General features: G+C 66.3%; 20 protein-coding genes. 11 read left to right on the forward strand and 9 right to left on the reverse strand.

The features are described from left to right. Positions 1-21: 21 nt before the first annotated feature. From AC4ELS_RS18680 to AC4ELS_RS18710, 7 genes are all read left to right on the forward strand, one after another. Positions 22-732: a pirin family protein gene (locus AC4ELS_RS18680; RefSeq protein WP_448444221.1), complete on the forward strand. Its 711-nt coding sequence runs from the start codon at positions 22-24 to the stop codon at positions 730-732. After that, positions 710-1,966 (forward strand): PQQ-dependent sugar dehydrogenase, encoded by a 1,257-nt coding sequence (locus AC4ELS_RS18685; RefSeq protein ID WP_499048587.1) that lies wholly within the window; start codon positions 710-712, stop codon positions 1,964-1,966. Before AC4ELS_RS18680 ends, AC4ELS_RS18685 begins: the two co-directional genes overlap by 23 nt. A gap of 27 nt (positions 1,967-1,993) precedes the next feature. Beyond that, positions 1,994-2,428: a helix-turn-helix transcriptional regulator gene (locus AC4ELS_RS18690; RefSeq protein ID WP_064881309.1), complete on the forward strand. Its 435-nt coding sequence runs from the start codon at positions 1,994-1,996 to the stop codon at positions 2,426-2,428. 5 nt (positions 2,429-2,433) lie between these two features. Further along, complete coding sequence (locus AC4ELS_RS18695; RefSeq protein ID WP_448444225.1) at positions 2,434-2,844, forward strand: VOC family protein; 411 nt, start codon at positions 2,434-2,436, stop codon at positions 2,842-2,844. A gap of 3 nt (positions 2,845-2,847) precedes the next feature. Beyond that, the gene (locus AC4ELS_RS18700; protein WP_448444227.1) at positions 2,848-5,223 is read left to right on the forward strand and encodes an ATP-binding cassette domain-containing protein; all 2,376 of its coding nucleotides are present in this window, start codon (positions 2,848-2,850) and stop codon (positions 5,221-5,223) included. Between the two features lie 305 nt (positions 5,224-5,528). Beyond that, on the forward strand, positions 5,529-6,260 hold the full coding sequence (locus AC4ELS_RS18705) for a TMEM165/GDT1 family protein (RefSeq protein ID WP_448444229.1): 732 nt from the start codon (positions 5,529-5,531) through the stop codon (positions 6,258-6,260). A gap of 63 nt (positions 6,261-6,323) precedes the next feature. After that, positions 6,324-7,403, forward strand: coding sequence for a phosphodiester glycosidase family protein (locus AC4ELS_RS18710; protein ID WP_064881303.1), 1,080 nt, complete (start codon positions 6,324-6,326; stop codon positions 7,401-7,403). Between the two features lie 4 nt (positions 7,404-7,407). Here the strand turns inward: AC4ELS_RS18710 and AC4ELS_RS18715 are convergent, their stop codons facing one another. From AC4ELS_RS18715 to AC4ELS_RS18725, 3 genes are all read right to left on the reverse strand, one after another. Continuing rightward, a complete protein-coding gene (locus tag AC4ELS_RS18715) occupies positions 7,408-7,932 on the reverse strand; it encodes a LuxR family transcriptional regulator (protein WP_448444769.1) in 525 nt (174 codons plus the stop codon). A gap of 216 nt (positions 7,933-8,148) precedes the next feature. Then, the gene (locus AC4ELS_RS18720) at positions 8,149-8,427 is read right to left on the reverse strand and encodes a barstar family protein (protein ID WP_448444232.1); all 279 of its coding nucleotides are present in this window, start codon (positions 8,425-8,427) and stop codon (positions 8,149-8,151) included. After that, complete coding sequence (locus tag AC4ELS_RS18725) at positions 8,424-8,852, reverse strand: guanyl-specific ribonuclease (RefSeq protein WP_448444234.1); 429 nt, start codon at positions 8,850-8,852, stop codon at positions 8,424-8,426. The genes AC4ELS_RS18720 and AC4ELS_RS18725 overlap by 4 nt, the downstream gene beginning before the upstream one ends. 83 nt (positions 8,853-8,935) lie before the next feature. Between AC4ELS_RS18725 and AC4ELS_RS18730 the strand changes: the two genes are divergently transcribed. Then, positions 8,936-11,086, forward strand: a complete 2,151-nt coding sequence (locus AC4ELS_RS18730; RefSeq protein WP_498884573.1) for an acyltransferase family protein — start codon at positions 8,936-8,938, stop codon at positions 11,084-11,086. Positions 11,087-11,089: 3 nt separating this feature from the next. Here AC4ELS_RS18730 and AC4ELS_RS18735 read toward each other — a convergent pair whose 3' ends face one another. Genes AC4ELS_RS18735 through AC4ELS_RS18745 form a run of 3 tightly spaced genes read right to left on the reverse strand, consistent with a single transcriptional unit; the run spans position 11,090 to position 13,754 of the window. Then, on the reverse strand, positions 11,090-12,637 hold the full coding sequence (locus tag AC4ELS_RS18735) for a carotenoid oxygenase family protein (RefSeq protein ID WP_498884575.1): 1,548 nt from the start codon (positions 12,635-12,637) through the stop codon (positions 11,090-11,092). A gap of 17 nt (positions 12,638-12,654) precedes the next feature. Next, positions 12,655-13,302, reverse strand: coding sequence for a TetR/AcrR family transcriptional regulator (locus AC4ELS_RS18740; RefSeq protein WP_448444238.1), 648 nt, complete (start codon positions 13,300-13,302; stop codon positions 12,655-12,657). After that, entirely contained in the window at positions 13,299-13,754 is a 456-nt protein-coding gene (locus AC4ELS_RS18745) for a MarR family winged helix-turn-helix transcriptional regulator (protein WP_064881290.1), read from the reverse strand. The genes AC4ELS_RS18740 and AC4ELS_RS18745 overlap by 4 nt, the downstream gene beginning before the upstream one ends. Before the next feature lie 61 nt (positions 13,755-13,815). Between AC4ELS_RS18745 and AC4ELS_RS18750 the strand changes: the two genes are divergently transcribed. Beyond that, a complete protein-coding gene (locus AC4ELS_RS18750; protein ID WP_448444241.1) occupies positions 13,816-14,142 on the forward strand; it encodes an antibiotic biosynthesis monooxygenase family protein in 327 nt (108 codons plus the stop codon). Positions 14,143-14,145: 3 nt separating this feature from the next. Here AC4ELS_RS18750 and AC4ELS_RS18755 read toward each other — a convergent pair whose 3' ends face one another. Then, positions 14,146-16,293: an AAA family ATPase gene (locus tag AC4ELS_RS18755; protein WP_498884577.1), complete on the reverse strand. Its 2,148-nt coding sequence runs from the start codon at positions 16,291-16,293 to the stop codon at positions 14,146-14,148. A gap of 348 nt (positions 16,294-16,641) precedes the next feature. Continuing rightward, positions 16,642-17,448: a fructosamine kinase family protein gene (locus tag AC4ELS_RS18760; RefSeq protein ID WP_498884579.1), complete on the reverse strand. Its 807-nt coding sequence runs from the start codon at positions 17,446-17,448 to the stop codon at positions 16,642-16,644. A gap of 150 nt (positions 17,449-17,598) precedes the next feature. Here AC4ELS_RS18760 and AC4ELS_RS18765 point away from each other — a divergent pair, with 150 nt between their 5' ends. Together AC4ELS_RS18765 and AC4ELS_RS18770 are read left to right on the forward strand one after the other, a co-directional pair. Beyond that, positions 17,599-18,651 carry a PQQ-binding-like beta-propeller repeat protein gene (locus AC4ELS_RS18765; protein ID WP_498884581.1) on the forward strand — a complete coding sequence of 351 codons (1,053 nt, stop codon included), beginning with the start codon at positions 17,599-17,601 and terminating at the stop codon, positions 18,649-18,651. Positions 18,652-18,699: 48 nt separating this feature from the next. Continuing rightward, positions 18,700-19,437 (forward strand): hypothetical protein, encoded by a 738-nt coding sequence (locus tag AC4ELS_RS18770; RefSeq protein WP_110777075.1) that lies wholly within the window; start codon positions 18,700-18,702, stop codon positions 19,435-19,437. Here the strand turns inward: AC4ELS_RS18770 and AC4ELS_RS18775 are convergent. Further along, the gene (locus tag AC4ELS_RS18775; RefSeq protein WP_064881280.1) at positions 19,400-20,086 is read right to left on the reverse strand and encodes a YoaK family protein; all 687 of its coding nucleotides are present in this window, start codon (positions 20,084-20,086) and stop codon (positions 19,400-19,402) included. The genes AC4ELS_RS18770 and AC4ELS_RS18775 overlap by 38 nt on opposite strands. Positions 20,087-20,093: the final 7 nt, after the last annotated feature.

Here is a 20,093-nt window from a genome sequence, read left to right on the forward strand (position 1 = left end):
GGCCCTCGGTAGGCTGGCACCATGCCTGCCACGGTCGACATCCGCCGCGCCGGGGACCGCGGCGCCAGCACAACCGACTGGCTGAATTCACGGCACTCCTTCTCGTTCGCCGACTACTACGACCCGGCCAACACCCACCACGGCCTGTTGCTGGTGAACAACGACGACATCGTCGCGCCGGCTGCCGGCTTTGACACCCACCCGCACCGGGACATGGAGATCGTCACCTGGGTGCTGTCGGGCCAGTTGGCGCATGAGGATTCGATGGGCAACTCCGGGGTGATCTATCCGGGTCTGGCCCAGCGGATGTCGGCGGGCACCGGCGTGCAGCATTCGGAGAAGAACGGATCTGCCGATGAGCCGGTGCATTTCGTGCAGATGTGGGTTTTGCCCGATACGGCCGGAGTGACACCGAGCTATCAGCAGCAGGAGATCGAGTTGGCCGCCACGCTGACCCCGATCGCCTCCGGTGCCCGCGATGCGGCCGTCACCCTGCACAACCGCAACGCCACGCTGTACGGCGCGCGGCTGCGGCCCGGCGATTCGGTCGAACTGCCGCAGGCCCGCTACGTCCACCTGTTCGTTGCACGCGGCGCGGTGACGCTGGCGGGGTCCGGTCCACTCGCCGAGGGCGACGCCGCGCGCCTCACCGATTCGGGCGGACGGGTCACAGCTGACACCGAAGCCGAGATCCTGGTCTGGGAGATGAATGCGGGTTTGGGCGGCGCGTAGCGCGATCGCACTGGTCAGCGCGGTCACCCTGACCGCGTGTGGGACGAATCCCGGAACCGGATCACCGCCGACCCCCTCGGCGTCGACCTCGGAGCCTCCACCTGCCGGCCTCGCATCGGTACTCGTTCAGGTGCCCGAGCGATTCGCCCAGGCCCCGCTCGACGAACCTCGCCGCGCCCAGATACCCGCCGGCTGGACCATCGAGGTGATCGCCCGCGTGCCCAAGGCCAGGATGGCCGCGTTCGCGCCGGACGACGCCTTGCTGGTGTCGGTACCGGCCACCGGTCAGGTGCTGACGGTGCGCCCGGACCAGCGCACGCTGCTCGACGGGCTGGAGCAGCCACACGGCCTGTTCTTCGCCGGCCCGACGTTGTACGTGGCCGAGAGCAACCGGATCGACGCCTACGACTACGTCGACGGCCGGGCCGTCAACCGCCGCACCATCGCCGACGATCTGCCCGACGCCAAGAGTCCCGACCTGCACGGTGCCTACGCCCACGCACTCAAGAGCGTCGCCGTGGGACCCGATGGCGCCGTGTACTTTTCAATCGGCTCGACGGGCAACATCTCGGCCGAGGACCGTACCGCCACGCCGCCGCGGGCCACCATCATGCGGGTGCCGCCCGGCGGCGGGTCTGCCACCCCGTTCGCCACCGGGGTCCGCAACGGAACGGGCCTGGCGCCGGCCCCCGACGGCTCACTGTGGACGGCGGTCAACAACCGCGACGACGTCGCCGATCCGCAGGGCCGGGTGCGCCAGGACTATGTCGACGACCATCCGCCGGAGTCGGTGGCCAAGCTGACGCCCGGACGCGAATTGGGTTGGCCGTACTGCAATCCCGACGGCCCGCCACCGGCCGGGTTCATCCGCGACATGCAGACCAACCCCGACGGCAGCAAGCTGGACTGTGCGGCACTTCCACCGGTCGAACAGACTCTCGGTGCCCATTCCGCCCCGCTGGGCATGAGCTTCGCCGAACTGCCGCCGCCCTACGGACCCGGTGCCCTCGTCGGGGTCCACGGCTCCTGGAACCGGCGGTCACCGCAGGCCCCCGAGGTGTCGTTCTTCGGTTGGCACGACGGCACATTGGGCCCGCAGCAGACCCTGGTCGGCGGCTTCCAGGCCGACGACGGCTCCCGCTGGGGACGTCCGGTGGCCGCGGTCGCGGGCCCCGACGGCGCCATCTACATCACCGACGACTACGCCGGCGCGGTGTATCGGCTGTCGCCGTGACCTTGCCCGAGCCGTACCATCGCCGATGTGGCCGACCAACAGCTGGGTGATCTCAAGCTGCTGCGCCGGGTCCGGGACCGCATCGACCGCGAGTACGCGCAGCCGCTGAACGTCGAAGCGCTTGCCCGCGGGGTCAACATGTCGGCCGGGCACCTCAGCAGACAGTTCAAGATCGCTTACGGCGAGTCGCCGTATTCCTATCTGATGACCCGTCGCATCGAGCGCGCCATGGCGCTGCTGCGCCGCGGCGACCTGTCGGTCACCGAGGTGTGCTTCGCCGTCGGCTGCTCCTCGCTCGGCACGTTCAGCACCCGGTTCACCGAACTCGTCGGCATCCCGCCGAGTGCGTATCGGCAACAGACCGCCGGAGTGACGAATGGCATGCCGTCCTGCGTCGAGAAGCAGGTCACCAAACCGATCAGGAATCGAGAAGCGCCGGCCACCCGCCTGCACCTAGCGTGAAACCCATGGAACTCACCATTCACTCAAGCATGCTCCCGCTCGACGATCCGGAAGAATCCCTCGCGTTCTATCGCGACGTCCTCGGCTTCGAGGTCCGCCTCGACGTCGGCAAGGACAAGATGCGGTGGATCACCGTCGGCCCACCGAACCAGCCCGACACCTCCATCGTCCTGTACCCGCCGACCGCCACCCCCGGCCTCACCGACGACGAGCGCCGCACCATCGCCGAGATGATGGCCAAGGGCACCTTCGGGACGCTCCTGCTCGCCACCAAGGATCTCGACAGCACATTCGAAAAAGTGCAGGCCGGCGACGTCGAAGTAGTCCAGGAACCCACCGAGCAACCATATGGCGTGCGGGACTGCGCCCTTCGCGATCCCGCCGGCAACATGGTCCGTATCCAGGAGTCGCGCTAACCGATGCATCCCGCCGACAGTCACGATCTGATCCGGGTCACCGGTGCCCGCGAGAACAACCTCAAGGACGTAGACATCGAGTTGCCCAAGCGCCGCTTGACGGTGTTCACCGGCGTCTCGGGATCGGGCAAGAGCTCGCTGGTGTTCGACACGATCGCCGCTGAATCCCAGCGGTTGATCAACGAGACCTACAGCGCGTTCGTGCAGGGCTTCATGCCGAACCTGGCCCGGCCCGAGGTCGACGTCCTCGAGGGGTTGACCACCGCGATCATCGTGGACCAGCAGCGGATGAGCGCCGACCCACGCTCGACCGTCGGCACCGCCACCGATACCGGGGCGATGCTGCGCATCCTGTTCAGCCGGCTGGGTAGCCCGCATATCGGTTCGCCACAGGCGTTTTCGTTCAATGTGGCCTCGATCAGCGGGGCGGGAGCGGTGACGCTGGAGAAGGGTGGCCGCACGGTCAAGGAGCGGCGTGACTTCAAGATCGTCGGCGGGATGTGTCCGCGGTGCGAGGGCCGTGGCGCGGTCAACGACATCGACCTGACCGCGCTGTACGACGACACGAAATCGCTGAACGAGGGCGCGCTGAGCATCCCGGGTTTCAGCATGGACGGCTGGTACGGCCGAATCTTCCGGGGATGCGGATTCTTCGATCCGGACAAGCCGATCAACAAGTTCACCAAGAAGGAACTCGACGCGCTACTGCACAAGGAGGCGACCAAGCTCAAGGTCGACGGGGTCAACCTGACCTATCTGGGGCTGATCCCGCAGATCCAGAAGTCGTTCCTGTCCAAGGACGTCGAGGCCATGCAACCGCACATCCGCGCGTTCGTGGAGCGCGCGGTCACGTTCACCACCTGCCCGGAATGCGACGGCACCCGACTGTCCGACACTGCGCGGTCGTCGAAGATCAAGGGTGTCAACATCGCCGAGGCGTGCGCGATGCAGATCACCGACCTGGCCGGGTGGCTCGAAACGGTCAAGGACACCTCCAAGGCGAAAACAGTGGCCCCGCTCCTAACTGCTCTGCAGCACACGCTGGACTCCTTCGTCGAGATCGGGTTGGGCTATCTGTCGCTGGATCGCCCCGCGGGCACGCTGTCCGGTGGAGAAGCTCAGCGCGTCAAGATGATCCGTCATCTCGGTTCCTCCCTGACCGATGTCACCTACGTCTTCGACGAGCCGACCATCGGCCTACACCCCCACGACATCGCCCGGATGAACAATCTGCTGCTGGCCCTGCGGGACAAGGGCAACACCGTGCTGGTGGTCGAGCACAAGCCGGAGACGATCTCGATCGCCGACCATGTCGTCGATCTGGGACCGGGCGCCGGATCGGCCGGAGGCGAGGTGGTCTTCGAGGGCGACGTGGCGGGTCTGCGGGCCAGCGACACCGTGACCGGGCGCCACCTGGGATACCGCGCGGCCCTGAAAAGCAGGGTGCGAGAACCCAATGGAGCGTTGGAGATCCGCGGTGCCGATACCCACAACCTGTGCGACGTGGACGTCGACCTCCCCTTGGGTGCACTGGTGGTCATCACCGGTGTCGCGGGCTCGGGAAAGAGTTCGTTGATCGACGGCTCGGTGGCCGGCCGCGAGGGCGTGATGGTGGTCGATCAGAGCCCGATCCGCGGTTCGCGCCGCAGCAACCCGGCCACCTACACCGGGCTGCTCGACCCGATCCGGAAGGCCTTCGCCAAGGCCAACGGCGTCAAACCGGCGCTGTTCAGCTCGAATTCCGAAGGTGCCTGCCCGACCTGCAACGGCGCGGGGGTGATCTACACCGACCTCGGGGTGATGGCCACCGTCGAGACCACCTGCGAGGAATGCGAGGGCAAGCGGTTCGGCGCCTCGGTGCTGCAGTACACACTCGGCGGACGCGACATCGCCGAGGTGCTGGCCATGCCGGTCAGCGAGGCTGAGCAGTACTTCTCCGACGGCGAGGCCAAAGTGCCTGCGGCCCAGAAGATCCTGTCCCGGATGGCCGATGTGGGCCTGGGCTATCTCACCCTCGGGCAGCCGCTGACCACCCTGTCCGGTGGCGAGCGGCAACGGCTCAAGCTCGCCGCTCGGCTCGGAGATACCGGAGCCGAGAAGGCCGATACGTTGATCCTGGACGAGCCCACCACCGGCCTGCACCTGGCCGACGTCGAACAGCTACTCGGGCTCCTGGACCGGTTGGTGGATTCGGGAAAGTCGGTGATCGTGATCGAGCATCACCAGGCCGTGATGGCGCATGCCGACTGGATCATCGACCTGGGTCCCGGCGCCGGGCACGACGGCGGCCGCGTCATCTTCGAGGGGGCCCCGGCAGATCTCGTCGCGGGCCGTGCCACGCTCACAGGTAAGCACCTCGCTGAATATGTGGGTGCCTGAACCAGCATTGTCAGGGCACCCGAACTTTCCCGTGTCGATCCCCAAACTTATTGTCGAATAAGCACTTTCGTGCGCCACGGTTTGCACCGACCCCGCGGGCGTGCGTATGGTGGACAACAGCGAAGGGGAGTAGCCCCCAATCGGATATTCGACATACTGGCCGCGCAGCAGCGACGCATGAGCGGCCCGGTTATCCGAACCGGTCACGACCGGTGGGCGAGACCTTCGGCCGTAGACCAATGGTTTGCCGGCCGGAGGCATCTGTTCAGCCCCCAACGGCAGCCAACGACCGAGGAGTTTGTCGAGTGCTGGCTGCACTGCTCTTGAGTTTCGCTGTCATCTTCGTCGCCGAACTCGGCGACAAGTCCCAGTTGATGGCCATGACATTTGCGCTGCGCTACCGCTGGTGGGTGGTGCTCATCGGCATCACAGCGGCCACCACCGCAGTTCACCTGATCTCGGTCGCGGTGGGGCACTACCTCGGTGCGGCGCTGCCAACGCACCTGCTCGGCATCCTCGCCGGTGTCGCGTTCGTGTTCTTCGGGCTGTGGACTCTGCGCGGCGACAAGCTGTCCGACGATGAGGCGACCAAGGCCCAGCGCTCGACGGCCCCGGCGTTCTTCACGGTCACCTCGGCCTTCCTCCTGGCCGAACTCGGCGACAAGACGATGCTCGCAACCATCACGTTGGCCGCCGACAACGACTGGGTCGGCGTGTGGATCGGTTCGACCATCGGCATGGTGGCGGCCGACGCGCTGGCCATCGTGGTCGGGGCGATCGCGGGCAAGCACCTGCCCGAACGGGTGATCCAGTTGGGCGCGGCCGCCTTGTTCGTCATCTTCGGTGTCGCGATGCTGCTGGAGGGCGCATTCCCGGCCGCCCCGGCACTGCTGACCACCGCGGGCGCCATTGCGGTGACGGGGCTGGGTGCGGCAGGCCTGCGCATGCTGCCCGCACATTTGCGGCCGGCGGTGCTACGTAAGCCCGAGACGGCCGATCCAGCTAACACCGATCAATCAGGTGCGATCGCCCCTTGATCCAACCGTGACCAGGCTGTTACGCATGTTGACAGAGTTTCCTGTGTGGTTATTGTGTAGTTCGTGCCAGGCCTGGCAAAACTCTTCCAACGTGCGGTCGCCACTGCGGCCGCCGTTGCCGTCTGCGCGGCCCTGGCCACCACCGGCTCGCCCGTCGCACGCGCCGAGGACGCCCGGACGCTGCTACTCGGAGCGATCGCCAACACCAAGGGCGCCTACCTCGTCTACAACTTCGGCGGCCAGTTCGCCGCGCCCTTCCTGTCTGCCGACGGCCGCGCCTACACGCTGAACAACGGCGGCCACCTGATGACGATGAAGAACGCCTCCGGACGACTCAACCCGCGCCTGCTGGTCGACAGCCATCAGGGCTATCAGTCCCGCTGCGAGCGCACCCCCGGCGCCCGGACGAGCGAAGGACTCTGGCAGGCATCGGAAACCTACGCGCCCCTCGCCGCCTGGCAGGTCCTGGGCCAGCCGACCATCGCGGTGAACGCCAACTTCTTCGACGTACGCGGGCAGAAGGGCGGCTCGTGGCGCGACACCAAGTGCTCGTCCCCGCTGGGCGCCTACGTCGACAACACCCGCGGGCAGGGCCGGGCCAACGCCGCGGTCACGGGAACGCTGGCCTACGCGGGCAAGCAGGGCCTGTCCGGCGGTGACGAGCGTTGGGCCGCACTGGCCACCATGATCCTTCCCATGGGCGGCACCCCGTACGTGGTGATGCCCAGGAGTAATGACGACTACGACTCGGCCACCCCGGTGATCCAGCGGCTGCTGGACCAGAACGCCCGGTTCGTCGCGGTCGCCGGCATCGGGCTGCTCGCTCCCGGCGACACCGGCCAGCTCAACGACAACGGCCCGAGTGCGGCGCGCACCGCCATCGGCTACAACCGGGCCACCGATCAGCTCTACGTCTTCCAGGGCGGCAGCTACACCCCGGACAACATCCAGGACCTGTTCCGCGGCCTCGGCGCCGACAACGCGCTGCTGCTCGACGGCGGCGGTTCGTCGGCGATCGTATTGCGCCGCGACACCGGAGGCATGTGGAGTGGCGCCGGATCACCCCGCGGCAACTGCGATACCCGTCAGGTGCTGTGCGATTCGCGCGAGCGCGCCCTGCCCAGCTGGCTGGCCTTCAACTGAGGCGTCAGTTGACCAGGACTTCGGCGAGAACCGCATTCGGCATGCGCAAGGGCCGCAGGTACTTGTGCAGTCCCGGATGGCACAGCTGCAGGAGGCGCTCCTGGGGCTCGCCGCCGTCCATGCGTTGATCGCCAAGGTATTTCAGCGTCGTGCCGGACGGAAGGTCACCCTCGACCAACGAGGCCGCCGTGCCCGATATCAATGTCTGCCCACCATGGGCGATGTCGCGCAGCCGCTCGGTACCGGCGGCAGTGCTGTGTACACCGATGCACAGCTCGAACGGATCCAACGGCGTCAGTTGCAGATACAGCGCGCAGGACACCGCGTCGCTCGCGCGGTCGAAGGCAGCCGTGAAGCCGTCGCAGGCCGGTCGCTTCGCCGACAACGCGCCGCCGTGGAGCGCGACAACGTGAGTCATCGTCGCTCGAAAGTACGGGAGCGCGGCGGCCATACCCCTTGGGTCGGTTTGCCACAGGTGTGCGGACCCCTCGGTGCGGGCCATCAGCCACGTCGTCGCAGTCGCCGGCATTTCGGTCACGCGCGCGCCACTCCCGCCTGTTGTCCGCCAGTGATCCCCGCACCTGACGGCGCGCAGAACGCCAGCGTAACCAGTTTTCGCAGGCTGTGCCTCAGGCGTCAACGCCGTTGCCGCAGAACCTCGTTGCCAACCCGAGGCCGCAGCGCTGTTGCCCACGTCGGACGCGCGTAAGCAGTCTCGAGCCCTATTTGCTGGACAGGGTGAGCGTCAGTTCTCCAGCCAGAGGTCGACACCCTCGGTGGTGAAGATCAACAGCACGGTGCTCCAAGTGTCCTCGCCGAGCGCGTCTTTGATGTTGCGATAGTCGGTCATGACGAACCGGAACTTACGATCCTCCGGCGTACCGAAACCACCGCGCAGGCAGTCGGCCAGCGCGTCCAGGTTAGAGCCGAAGTAGCCGCCGTCGCCGTTGACCGCGCGGCCGATCTCGGTGAAGAAGTCCGCTCTGGAACTCACCTTGGTCCCGTCGATCCGATACGTCTTCACATGCCTCCGATCAGGCAGAACGATTCGTAGTGGTCGCCGGTGTAGTAGTACTCGGGCGGGTCGTTCTGCGGTGATCCCCCGGTGACGATGCGCCGCTTGCCACGGTGCTTGTTGCCGGGCGTCGGCACCGTGTACTCGTGGTAGTAGCCGCGCTCGTGTTTGGGCAATCGGCCCTCGTAGTTTCCGAAGACGACGCCGTCGTTGCGCGGGTAGGGAAACGGCCCGCCGGACTGGATCAGCTCGACGGTCTTGTCCGCTTCCGGCGGGAGTCCGCTCAGAGCGCAGCTGCCGTCGGCCGCCGCAGACTTCGCCGGTGATGCCGATCCCGATGTCGACGCCGGAGATGACGTGGTTTCGGTCGGAGCGCAACACCCCGAAAGCAGGCCGCACAGCACTGCCAGCGCCGCAATGCGTGATCGTCCCATCGGCACGAGGCTAGCAACAGGCGTACAACAGGCCCGGCAAATCCAGGGTCAACGCGGGTTGCCGTGCGACGATCGTTACTCGAGTGAACAGAGTGATTACCCCAGCGAGGCCGACTGCCCGCCGCGGCAGCGCCGCGAGCGGGCGAAAACCCCTGTCAAACAAACAATTTCGTCCCGACATCGAAGGTCTACGAGCAGTCGCGGTGCTCGCCGTGGTGCTGTTTCATGCGGAGGTCCCCGGCTTCGGTGGCGGGTTCGTCGGCGTCGACGTCTTCTTCGTCGTGTCGGGATTCCTGATCACCGGGCTGCTGTGGCGCGAGGCGTCGGACACCGGGACGGTCCGCATGGCCCAGTTCTATGCCGGCCGGGCCAGGCGACTGCTCCCGGCCGCTGCACTCGTTCTCGTGGCGACATCGATGGCGGCAACTCTCCTGCTACCGCCACTGCGGGCCCGCTCGGTGCTGGCCGATGCGATCGCCAGCGCCTTGTACGCCGGGAACTACCGCTTAGCGGCGCAGGGCACCGACTATCTGGCGGCCGAGACGGCGGCATCGCCGCTACAGCACTACTGGTCACTCGGTGTGGAGGAACAGTTCTATCTGCTGTGGCCCGCCCTGATCCTCGGCACAGCGTGGCTGCTGGCCCGCAACGGCCGGGGCACCCGTTCAGCAGTCCCTTATGCGTGCGTCCTGGCCGTGGTGGCCGGTGCGTCGCTCGCGGTGTCACTGTCGTGGACCCAGACCATGCCGCCTTGGGCGTTCTTCTCCCTGCCGACGCGCGCCTGGGAGTTGGCCGCCGGCGGCCTGATCGCGTTGACCGCGGCGCACTGGCGCACCCTTCCGCCGGTGTGTGCGGCGTTGGTCGGCTGGGGTGGCCTGGCGCTGATCCTGGCCACCTGCACTCAACTCGGCACGGCCACGCCCTATCCGGGTACGGCGGCAATGCTGCCGGTGATGGGGACCGCACTGGTGATCGGGGCCGGGTGTGCGATACCCGACCTGGGTGTGGGACGGCTGCTGTCGAAACCGGCGATGCGCGGTATCGGCCGGTTGTCGTACTCGTGGTACCTCTGGCACTGGCCGGTCCTGCTGTTGGCGCCCGCATTGTTCGGCCAGGGTCTGGGGCTGGCGGGCCGGCTGGCGATGGTGGTGATATCGCTGGGCCTGGCGGTCCTGACGTTGCATCTGGTCGAGAACCCGGCCCGGTTCGCCGCGGCGTTGCGTGCGTCCTCGTGGCGCAGTTTGGCCGTCGGCGCGACGGCGACGGGCATGGCCGTCTGCGCGGGTCTGGTGCTGTTGGCGGTACGTCCGGTGCCGACGGGGTCCGGACCGGCGGCGGTTCCGGTCGCCCTGATCGGACCGCCCCCGGCTGCCGCTCCGACGCGGGCTCTGACGCCCGAACAACAGATACAGGCAGCCGTCGCCACCTCGGCCGGCCTGCGCGCGGTGCCGTCGAATCTGTCACCGCCACTGGACAACATCACCAAACCCGAGGCGTTCGTCAACGGTTGCGTCCTGTCGTGGCAGGACGTCTCCGTGCCGGACTGCGCGTCCGGCCTGACCACATCGGCCACCAAGGTCGCGCTGATCGGCGATTCTCACGCGGGGATGTGGCAACCGGCGCTGGAAACCGCCGCACAACAGCAGCATTGGCGGCTGGAGACCTACGCAAAGGTCACCTGCCCGCCCATGAAGCTCCCGATCCTCAGCCCCTACCTCGACCGCGAGTTCACCGAATGCAAGCAGTGGCGGGCCGATGTACTGACCAGGATCGCCAACGAACGCCCGGCGCTGATCGTGCTGGACATGGTGCGTCGCTACGGGGCCGACTTCGGGTTCGTCAGCTACGACCCGACCTGGCTGGACGGATTGACGCGACTCGTGTCGCAGTTGCGCGGCACCGGCGCGCGGGTCCTGGTGCTCGGCCCGGTGCCCGACCCGCACACGACGGTGCCGACCTGCCTGTCGGCACACATGGACGACGCGTCGGCCTGCGCCCCCGACCGCTCGATCGCGATGAACGACAGCGGTATTGCCGCGGAGGCTGCAGCGGTGCGGGCCGGCGGCGGCCAGTACGCGCGGCTGGACCAGTACTTCTGCACCGACCAACGCTGCCCGGTGATCGTCGGCAACACCTTGGTGTTCCGCGACGACAACCACATCACTGCCGAGTACGCCCAGTTGTTGTCGCCGGTGATCGCACGTCTGACCGAAAGTGCCCTGGCGCCCAACTAGTTTCTACAACCTGGCCACCCGATCAGTGAAGGCACCGTGATAGCTCATCGGCAGGTGGAAGGGCAGCCAGGCCTCGGCGATCGGTCCGGTGTCGATGTGCGGCGCGTCGAACACCATCAGTCGGCTACGGTGCTGGGCCTCGTCATACCCCACGGTCAGCACCCATCCGTCGCCTTCTTCGGTGCTGCCCGGGCGCGGCACGAAGATCGGCTCGACGAGTTTGTGGCCCGGCGGGCAGTAGGTCTGCACACTGCCGTCGGCGTGGTTGAAACGGCCGATCCCCTCCCCGCTGCCCTCCCCGCCGCCGGGCACGGTCACGTAGGTCACCGTGTGCGGTTGGGTTGAGCGACGCTGATCGATCTGCGGGAATTCGCAACCCAATTGGGCAAGTGGTTCGGCCAGCACCCGGTCGTCGGGCGTGATACGGAAACGGGTCAGGCGCACGGTGTCCGGTAGGTCTTCGGCTGCGACATCTCGGTACAACCGCGCCGTGTCGCTACGGCTGTCCGCACCCCAGGCCTGCATCCCGCCGAAGGTCTCCGGGGCGAAGCGGGGCAGCTCGACCACCACGTCGGCGCCCTCCTCGTAGGCGTTGGCGTAATGCCACATGTAGAACGGGTCGGTCTCGATCGTCCGGACCTTCCCGCCGTCACGCGGGGCCAGGACGAAGTAGGACGGCTCGTTCTGCTTGAACCGCATGGCGTCCCAATAGGTTTGCCGACCCAACGCGGCCCAGGGGTTGATCCGCAAGGGAGACAGCATGAAGATGGCGTAGCGCGGGGTCAGTGCCATGTCGTGAATGAGTCCCATGCCGGGTAGCGGCACCGCACGGAGGTACCTGGTGACGCCGTTGCGGTCGGTCTCATACAGTCGTAGCCGCATACGCGGGATCGCTTCGCCTGCGAGTTCCCGCAGCCGCCTGATCTTCTCGTCCCGGCTCGGCGCACTACGGACGTGCCGCAGATCGAGGCGAGGAAAGTAGGGTTCGAACCCGAAGTTGACCCTGGAGTCCGTCGTCGCGTCGTAGGTGTAGTGCGCCGAATACGCACCGATGGGACCCTTCAGCACGCCGTCGAGACTGCACATCCCGATCGTGTTGAGCGTGTCGAGATCCATTCCGTGCGGCCGACCACCCTCCCACAGGGCGAGTAGTTGGTCTGCCCCGATCATCACGTTGGTGTTGGCGGTGTTGGCGGGTAGCCGAAACGCGTTGGCCCGCAATCCCCCTGGACGTTGGTATGCGAAGCCGCGCTTCACCATTCGGCCGGCGGCAGTGGTGGCGAGGTAGTGCTCGGTGCGGACGAACCGGTTCTTGAACCGGACGCCGTTGGCGTCGATCGCGAACGCGACCACCATGCCGTCGGCGTCGAACAGGCTGTCCACCCTTGACGTACCGATGTTCCAGCGACCCGACCCGTTGCGGTAGAGCGTTCCGGTCAACCCCGGCGGGAGCGTGCCGGTGATCTCAGTAAGGGTCAGGTCATGTTCGCCAGAGACGTCCTCCCAGTACCGCGAGGGACCGTCGACCTGAGGCGAGGTGGGCGCAGCCATAAAAGACATAGTGTCTTTTATGGCTGTCCGCTGTCAATAGCCGAAACGTCGAAGGGGCTGAACGGCAGTGCCGAGCCGCCGTCCCAGCACAGCTTCGTCAGATGCTCGACGAGTTCGGCGCGAGGCATCGACGAATCGCGGATCCACCACTGGGCACTGACCATCGCCGAGCCGACGATGGCCCGGGCCCACGGCGCGGCCGCCGCGGTGTCGGCACCACCGGCGGCCATGGACACCGTCAGCATGGCTTCGACGGCGGTGGCGAGTTCGTCGAATATCCCCGGCATCTCGTGTCCCCCGGCGGCATGCACGCTCAACGCCCGGTACAGGTTCGGGTCGTCCTGCATCCAGCCACAGAGGACATCGAAGAACAACGACATGCGTTGACGCAGGTCGGTCGACCCGGCGGCGCGGCGGGTGATCTCCGTAAGCAACCGATGAGCCTGACGCTCTCCGAGCGCAGACAGGATGGCTGCCCGATTCGGGAAGACCGCATAAACGGCCGAGCGTACGAAGCCGGCTTCTTTGGCCACCTCGGCGATTCCCACATCGGGTCCGTGGGCACGGATCGCGCGTTCGGCGGCGTCGAGCAGATCCGTGCGCCGCTGCTCGACGTCGACACCAGGCCCCGCGGGCCTGCCGCGCCCACGCTTCGCCGAAGTCACAGGCCAACCGTGGTTATCGGCACGACCGCCTCGAGGTTCTCCGCGCAACGCAACAGCATCGTTGCGAGTTCTTTCTGATCCTTGCCGGACAAACCGTTGAGCATGCCCTGCTCGACGTGGATGACCGCAGAGTGGGCGTGGCCCAGTCGACGCTTCCCCGCCGCAGTCAGCTGCAACGCGCGGGCACGACCCCGCTGGGGACCGGGCGATTCCTCGACCAGGCCTTCGGTGCGCAGGCCCGTCAAAACGTCCTGCAGCGACTGGCGCGTGACGAAACACAACCGGGCCAGCTCCGCGGCCGAGGCTTGCGGATGGTCGGCCAGCGCACGAAGGGCCGTGTACTGCGCCATCGACAACCCGGTGGAGCGCAGTGCCGCATCGCAATTGCGACGCAGGCTCTGCTGGACCCGCTTGACGAGGTAGCCGGCCCCACTTTCCACGTTCGGAGGCATGACAGGAACCTTACATCAGTGCTACCGTCGAATATGTAAGGAACCTGACATAGGAGGAATCGTGACGACCATCCAGCAGCACAGCCCCCACGCCACCCTCATCAACGTGTTCACGGTGGAGCCACAGCGAGCAGCCGAACTCGCCGCGTTACTGGGCCAGGCGACCGAGGACGTGATGCGTCACGTCCCCGGATTCATCTCCGCCAACATCCATCTGAGTACGGACGGCACTCGCGTCATCAACTACGCACAGTGGCGCAGTGCCGAGGACTTCCAAGCCATGCTCGCCGACCCCACTGCGCGGGAACACATGGCCCGGTGCGCCGACCTCGCCACCAGCTTCGAGCCGCACCTGTACACCGTGGAATCGGTGCACGAGGCGGGCTAGGCGTCAGGCGGCGTCTTTCTTGGTGTCCTTCTTCTCGGCTTTCTTCTCGGGCTTCTTGGCACCCTTCACGTCGTTGATCGCCTTGTCCGCGCCCTTCTGGACACCCTCGGCAGCCGACTGGATCTGCTTGCGGCCATCTTCGGCGAGCTTGTTCACGCGCTCCTGGGCGTCCTTGACTGCCTTGGCGGTGCGCTCACGCGCCCTCTCGGCCGAAGCCTTCGTACGCTCACCGGCCTCCGCGACCGATTTCGCGACCTCTCGGCGGGCCCCGTCAGCTGCGCTGCTGAGCTTCTTGACGCTGTCGCCCTCAACAGATTTCAGCTTGACGGTGTCCGTGCCGACCGTGGTCTGAGTGACGGCTTGCGGCTCGAAACTCGTCGTCTTCGTAAGGCTCTGTGTCCCAACATTGTCCCCAGCGTTACCGAGCGCCTCCGGAGTGAGGCTGTTCAGCGAGTCGGTCAGTGCCGAGAGATCCAGCCCGGACAGGTTCGACGAGCCACCGACGCCGAGCAGGCCCAGCAGGGTCTTGATGGGATTGGAGACCGGGGTCTGGCTCACCAGGCCGTCGCTGATCGCTTTCTCGATGCCGGTGACGAGGTTGTTGATCAGATGCCCGGGCACCTGTTCCCAATCGACGTCCGCCGGAAGGGTGCCGAAAGCGGTTGGGACGTCGGCTTCGTCAAGCGAGCGCTCATAGATGCCCGTCGTCGGGTTGTAGGACACATCGGTGTAGCCGAGGTTGACCAGGCTGGTGAGGACAGGGCTCAGCGCCGTGCCGATCGGATTGTTGAGGTTCGCCCCGGTCAGCAGGTTGATGACGTCATACGCCAGATACGTCGGCTCCAGCAGCGGCAGGCTGTTGGCCGGGATCGTGATGTAGATGTTGAGCTTGGGGCCCAGCTGAGGGTTGTCCCCGGGATCCTGCAGATAGTCGGTGACGTCGGCGCCGAGCTGCGAAACAACTTGGTCGATCAGCACCGTGCTGAGGGTGTCGAGCGACTGGTTCCGCAAGATGTAGGTCGGGAACAGGCCTGCCGCAACATTGTTCGCCATCGTGAACGGGTTGGGCCAGGCGGCGAAGTCCGAGAGCGGCAGGTACTCGGCGGTGGCGTCGATCTTGATCGGAATGAGATTCGCGCCGCCCGGAGTGAGCCCGAACAACGGGATGTCACCGACCACGGGGATGCCCGAGACGATGCTGGTCCCGCTGCTCTGCACCTGGGTATCGGGTGTCACGGTGTCGATCCCGAGCAGTCCGAAAAGCGGATACGCCCGCGCCAGAATGCCGCCGTTGGCCCGGCCGGGGTTGTCGATCAGGATCATCGGCAGGATGGTGAAACTGCCGAGCAGGGGGTTGGTTCCGGTGTAGTTGGCACCACCGGGTTGGTTCGGCAGATCATCGACCACCTGTTGGTAGGCCGCGCCGGCCGCGAACGCACCGAAGCCCCAGCCGGCCACGACCGGGATGCGCACATCGGCGGCATTCGTACTCAGCGGTGGCAGCGTGATGCCGAGCAACGCGAGCGCAGCTTTGAGGCTGTCAAACTTGAGGCCACTCGTCGGCAGACCGAGCGCCTTGAAGATCGAGTCGAGGCTGACATCGAGGTATGGCGTGTTGTTGATCTCGTCGGCCACCGAGTTCGGGAACGACGGCACCCACCCGAGGTCCACCCCAAGCAGACGGATGAGCGTGAAAAGGCCGCCGGTGGTGATCACGTTGACCCCGGCCGAGGACAACGGATCGCTGAGGTCGATTCCCAAAAGGGCTTCCACGTCGACCGGCAGTGCGCCCAGTGCCCCACCCAAGACGCCGTTGAGCGCGTCCTTGGTGGGGGTGGTCGGATCGATCCCCGCGGCCTGTAGGAGGGCCAGCAGATTGAAGTTGTCGACGAATGCCGTTTCCACCTGCGCGCCGACGGTCTGGAACTGGTTGTACACCTGAGTTCCGAAGCCACCCGTGAGGTCCGGGATCTGGTCGGGCGGCGGGAAGATCTGCACCCCGGATTGCAGCCGAAGGTCACGCTGGACCGCAGCGGCCTGGGCGGGTGGCGGTGCAACGCCCACCGTAAGCGCGGTTACCGTTGCGGTTGCCGCCCCGAGGGTCGCCACCCTCGTGACGCGCCGCCGCTGCCTACGGTGCTTAACTGCCATCTGACCAGTCCTTTCGGCCACCTTCTCAGGTTTATCTCAGGCAACTTAACACTAATGTGACCTTTGTCACTGAATTGCTGGAGAAATTTCACTGTTCTCCTTCGCAATTTGTCGCAAACTTGTCGCAATCGACCCGACCGGCCTTGCGCTGGGCAGAGATATATTGACGCCAACGACAAGCAATCCTCGCATCCGCGGTGAATCACCCTCGCCAACGTTGCTGGACATCGATGGATGTGCGCCTTGCCGTGCGAAACACCCGTCGATATGTCAACTGGTTCCGATCGGCGCCGAACCCGCCTCGACCTGCGTCGGTCGACGCGGACAAGCGGCGCTCAGCGGTTCGAACTACTCGATCCGAAGTTTGCCGGCGAGGATTCGCCGAGCGGCCGCATCGGCCTGGCCCGCATAGCCGCCGCCGAACAGCACGACGTGGGCCAGCAGCGGATAGAGCTGATGCAGGTCGATCCGGTCACGCCACCCGTCGCGCAACGGCCGGACAGACCGATACGCCGCCAGCACGTCATCCAGGAACGGGAAACCGAACAGCGCCAACATCGCCAGATCCGTCTCGCGATGCCCACCGTGTGCGGCGGGATCGATGAGCACCGCACCGTCGGCGGTCCACATCACGTTGCCGCTCCAGAGGTCGCCGTGCAGCCGGGCCGGCCCGTCATCGTCATCGTCATCGAACGTGCCGGCGCGGCAGAAGTCCGCGACCGCCGCGATGGCGTCCTGCGCCCCTGCGTTGAGCCGGCCTGCCGCCAAGTGCGCCATCGGAAGCAGGCGCTCATCGGCGTAGAAAGTGCCCCAGGAATCGTGGCGGACCAACGACATCGGCAACGGCTGCGACATCGGTCCGAAGAACCCGACTCCCCCGGAACCGTCCGGCCCGGCCCCGTAGGCCTGTGCACCCGCATCGTGGGTATGGGCCAGCTGCACGCCGAAGTCTCGCGCAGCCCGCGCCGTAGGGGGCACCGAGTGCAGGCGCCGCAGCGTCAATGATGTTGCGTCGTAGCCGATTACCGGGACGCTCGGGACACCACCTGCCACCGCCAACCAGTTCAGTCCGGCGGCCTCTGCGGCGAAGAATCCCGCCGGCGCCGACACATTGCGTTTGACGAAGACGCCGGCCCGATCCGCGGCATTGGGCATACCGGGCAGGTTACCGGCGTGAACTGGCAGAATTTTCACCCGTGTCGTGGGGGAGATCGTTGATGCGTCTCATTTCGGCAGCGAGCCTGGGACTGGCGTTCGCCCTGCTGATATCCGCGTTGGGACTCGCCCTCACGAGTTGGCTCACGGGTGAGCCGTCCCCGGCTCTCGGCGCATGGGAGGAGTTCCTGCCGCCTGAAGCAAGCATCGCTGGGTGCCCAGACTCCCCGAACCATCGCGGTCGCCCTGTGCTGGCTGGTCGGGCTGCTGCTGGCGTCCGCCGCCATTGCCTGGTTCGTGGGCACCGTAGGCGGTGACGCGTCCGTTGCCGTAGGTGACGAAGCCGCCGGCGATAGGTTCGGTATCGACGCGCCCACTGGCCGCCAGATGTGGTGGTCCTCAGACCGGACTCTGGTCGACACCTACCGCCATGCCAGTGATCACCGCCGCCCACCGGGTCAGGCGTACCTGGTGGATGAGGATCCCGATGCCTTGACCTGGACACGGTTCGACGCACGAACGGGGACCGCGTTGTGGACCGCACCTATCCCCGTCACAGGTTGCCGGTTCCGGAGCGACAGTGACGCACGCCTACTCCAAGTCGTCGACCGGTGCCCCGGCGGCCAGGGCATGGATGTCCAGTTCGCCTTTGCCGATCCGAACGATGGCACCACTGCCTGGCAGGCGACGGTGCTACGCGGACTTCCTTACCCACAGCAGGATTTCAAAGCCCACCGCGTGATGCTGTACACCATGGAAGCAGGTGACGGGGCAACCATCATCACCATCGCCCCCAAAGGCGGGCCCGATCGCTCCGTCTTCGTCAACGCCAGACTGCAGACTTTTTCCCACCACGACGATCCTGCCTATCCGATCCTCACCACCGACGGCTCCGACCAGTTCCTGACCCATGACAACGACCGGGCCACCCTGCGCAACCCGAACGGACATGAACAGTGCTCGTTCAACGCCCGTCCCGCGAATGCCACCGGGCGCATGTCCCCGGACGGCATGGCGGTGATCCTGGACAGGGAGGTGGTGTTCGGCACCGACGACGCACTCGTGAGCTTCGACCGAAACACGTGCGCGCAGACCGGGAGTATCCCGATCTCGTCGCGCCCGGCCGCACTCATGGCGGCACCCGGTGTCACCCTCGTCGTCCGCACCGATGACACCGGCACATGGGTGGACGGCTATGCCTGATCGACGACGTTTCCTCGACAATCGCCGCCATCCGGCAAGATGGCTGCCGTGGGGATAAACCTGTTGCCTTCTGCCCATCTCTCGGACGCCGACGTCGCGGGGGCGCTCGAGAATGCCGTGGCCGTGATCAACCCGGTACTCGACATCTTCACCCGATTCGACCCCTTCGGGCTGCGGCGACGCACCCATCGCGAGGAGCCGGCCGAGGGCGCCGTCGGGAAGACCCTCGATGTCGCGGCCGCTGTGCTGAACTTCGCCGAACTGCCGGGCACCAAGGCCTGGGCCGAGATGGATCAGGACGGGCATGTGAAGTGGTGGGTGCATCGCGCCGGCGCGGTGACCACCATCCCTGTGGCATTCCCCGGTGCATTCGGGGTCATCGCCAACCGACTTCCGCTCCAGGACATCCTCGGGTTCTCCAACCAGGCCATCGTGTTGTGTGCGGTGGCCCGCGAGGACGGCGTCACCGACCTCGACGAGCAGGTGCGGTTACTCGGCGCGGTCCTGTGCGATCGTGGCCTCACCAACAGCCCCGCCGACGCCCCGGAACGGCCACCGCAATCACTGCCGGAAAAACTCTGGGACTTCGCCGGCAGCGTGCGGGCCGCCGGCGAGGAGATCGCGAAAAGACCGCACCCGCAAAAGGTTTACCGTTACCTCGGGATGCTGCCCGGTGTCGGCGCGGTGGCCGCCTACTTCGGGGAGGTCAATGCCCTGCGACACGCAGCGCACGAGGGGGAGGGCTGGATCAGCGCGCGTTCTCCGCAGGAGCCGGCCCGAACTTGAAGATCAACGCGCTGATGGCCACCACCACGGCCGCCGCAGCGATCACCGGCGCAACCGTGAACTGCGACACCGTCCCCCCGAGCACCGCACCGACACACATCGTCAGCACCACGCCGTAACGGAGCTTCTCGCGGTCCCCGGTACCCCCGGCCAATCTGCTGTCGAAGCCGAGGCCGACGATCGTCTGCGTCAGCACCGTGGTGCTCAGCTCCTGAATACCGAACTGTCGCGCGGTCGCGTTCTGGATCCCGAAAGTCATCGCAAGAACGATCAAGATGAGTTTCCGGTTGTCGTCGTAAGCCAGCACTCCCGTTCCGCAAAGGATCGAAAGCACGGTCAGCAGAACGACTTCCACACCCAACGCAGTTGTCAGCCAGTTCCGGACGTGGCTGTCGAGATGGCGCCGCAGCCGCCCACCCACCACCGTGCCCAGCACGAACCCCATGAACGCGACCAGCGCGCCCGTCACATCCACGCCGGAGTGCGGCACGAACCAGAACCCGAGGAAGATCACGTTTCCGGTCATGTTCGCGACGAACACGTGACCCAGCACCAACACACTGATGGCGTCCACGACCCCGGTCGCGAACGTCAACAACAGCAGGGCCACGACGGTTGACCGCTGTGTCACCGGTGAGGCGATGGCCATGCCTACA

The organism is Mycobacterium shunyiense, assembly GCF_058270035.1.

What these genes read in the sequence shown, in the direction of transcription:
- AC4ELS_RS18755 (WP_498884577.1), bottom strand. Translation starts at nt 16,293, where the DNA reads ATGGCAGTTAAGCACCGTAGGCAGCGGCGGCGCGTCACGAGGGTGGCG.
- AC4ELS_RS18715 (WP_448444769.1), bottom strand. Translation starts at nt 7,932, where the DNA reads ATGCCGGCGACTGCGACGACGTGGCTGATGGCCCGCACCGAGGGGTCC.
- AC4ELS_RS18760 (WP_498884579.1), bottom strand. Translation starts at nt 17,448, where the DNA reads ATGCCCAATGCCGCGGATCGGGCCGGCGTCTTCGTCAAACGCAATGTG.
- AC4ELS_RS18695 (WP_448444225.1), top strand. Translation starts at nt 2,434, where the DNA reads ATGGAACTCACCATTCACTCAAGCATGCTCCCGCTCGACGATCCGGAA.
- AC4ELS_RS18700 (WP_448444227.1), top strand. Translation starts at nt 2,848, where the DNA reads ATGCATCCCGCCGACAGTCACGATCTGATCCGGGTCACCGGTGCCCGC.
- AC4ELS_RS18685 (WP_499048587.1), top strand. Translation starts at nt 710, where the DNA reads ATGCGGGTTTGGGCGGCGCGTAGCGCGATCGCACTGGTCAGCGCGGTC.
- AC4ELS_RS18735 (WP_498884575.1), bottom strand. Translation starts at nt 12,637, where the DNA reads ATGGCTGCGCCCACCTCGCCTCAGGTCGACGGTCCCTCGCGGTACTGG.
- AC4ELS_RS18745 (WP_064881290.1), bottom strand. Translation starts at nt 13,754, where the DNA reads ATGCCTCCGAACGTGGAAAGTGGGGCCGGCTACCTCGTCAAGCGGGTC.
- AC4ELS_RS18725 (WP_448444234.1), bottom strand. Translation starts at nt 8,852, where the DNA reads ATGGGACGATCACGCATTGCGGCGCTGGCAGTGCTGTGCGGCCTGCTT.
- AC4ELS_RS18680 (WP_448444221.1), top strand. Translation starts at nt 22, where the DNA reads ATGCCTGCCACGGTCGACATCCGCCGCGCCGGGGACCGCGGCGCCAGC.
- AC4ELS_RS18775 (WP_064881280.1), bottom strand. Translation starts at nt 20,086, where the DNA reads ATGGCCATCGCCTCACCGGTGACACAGCGGTCAACCGTCGTGGCCCTG.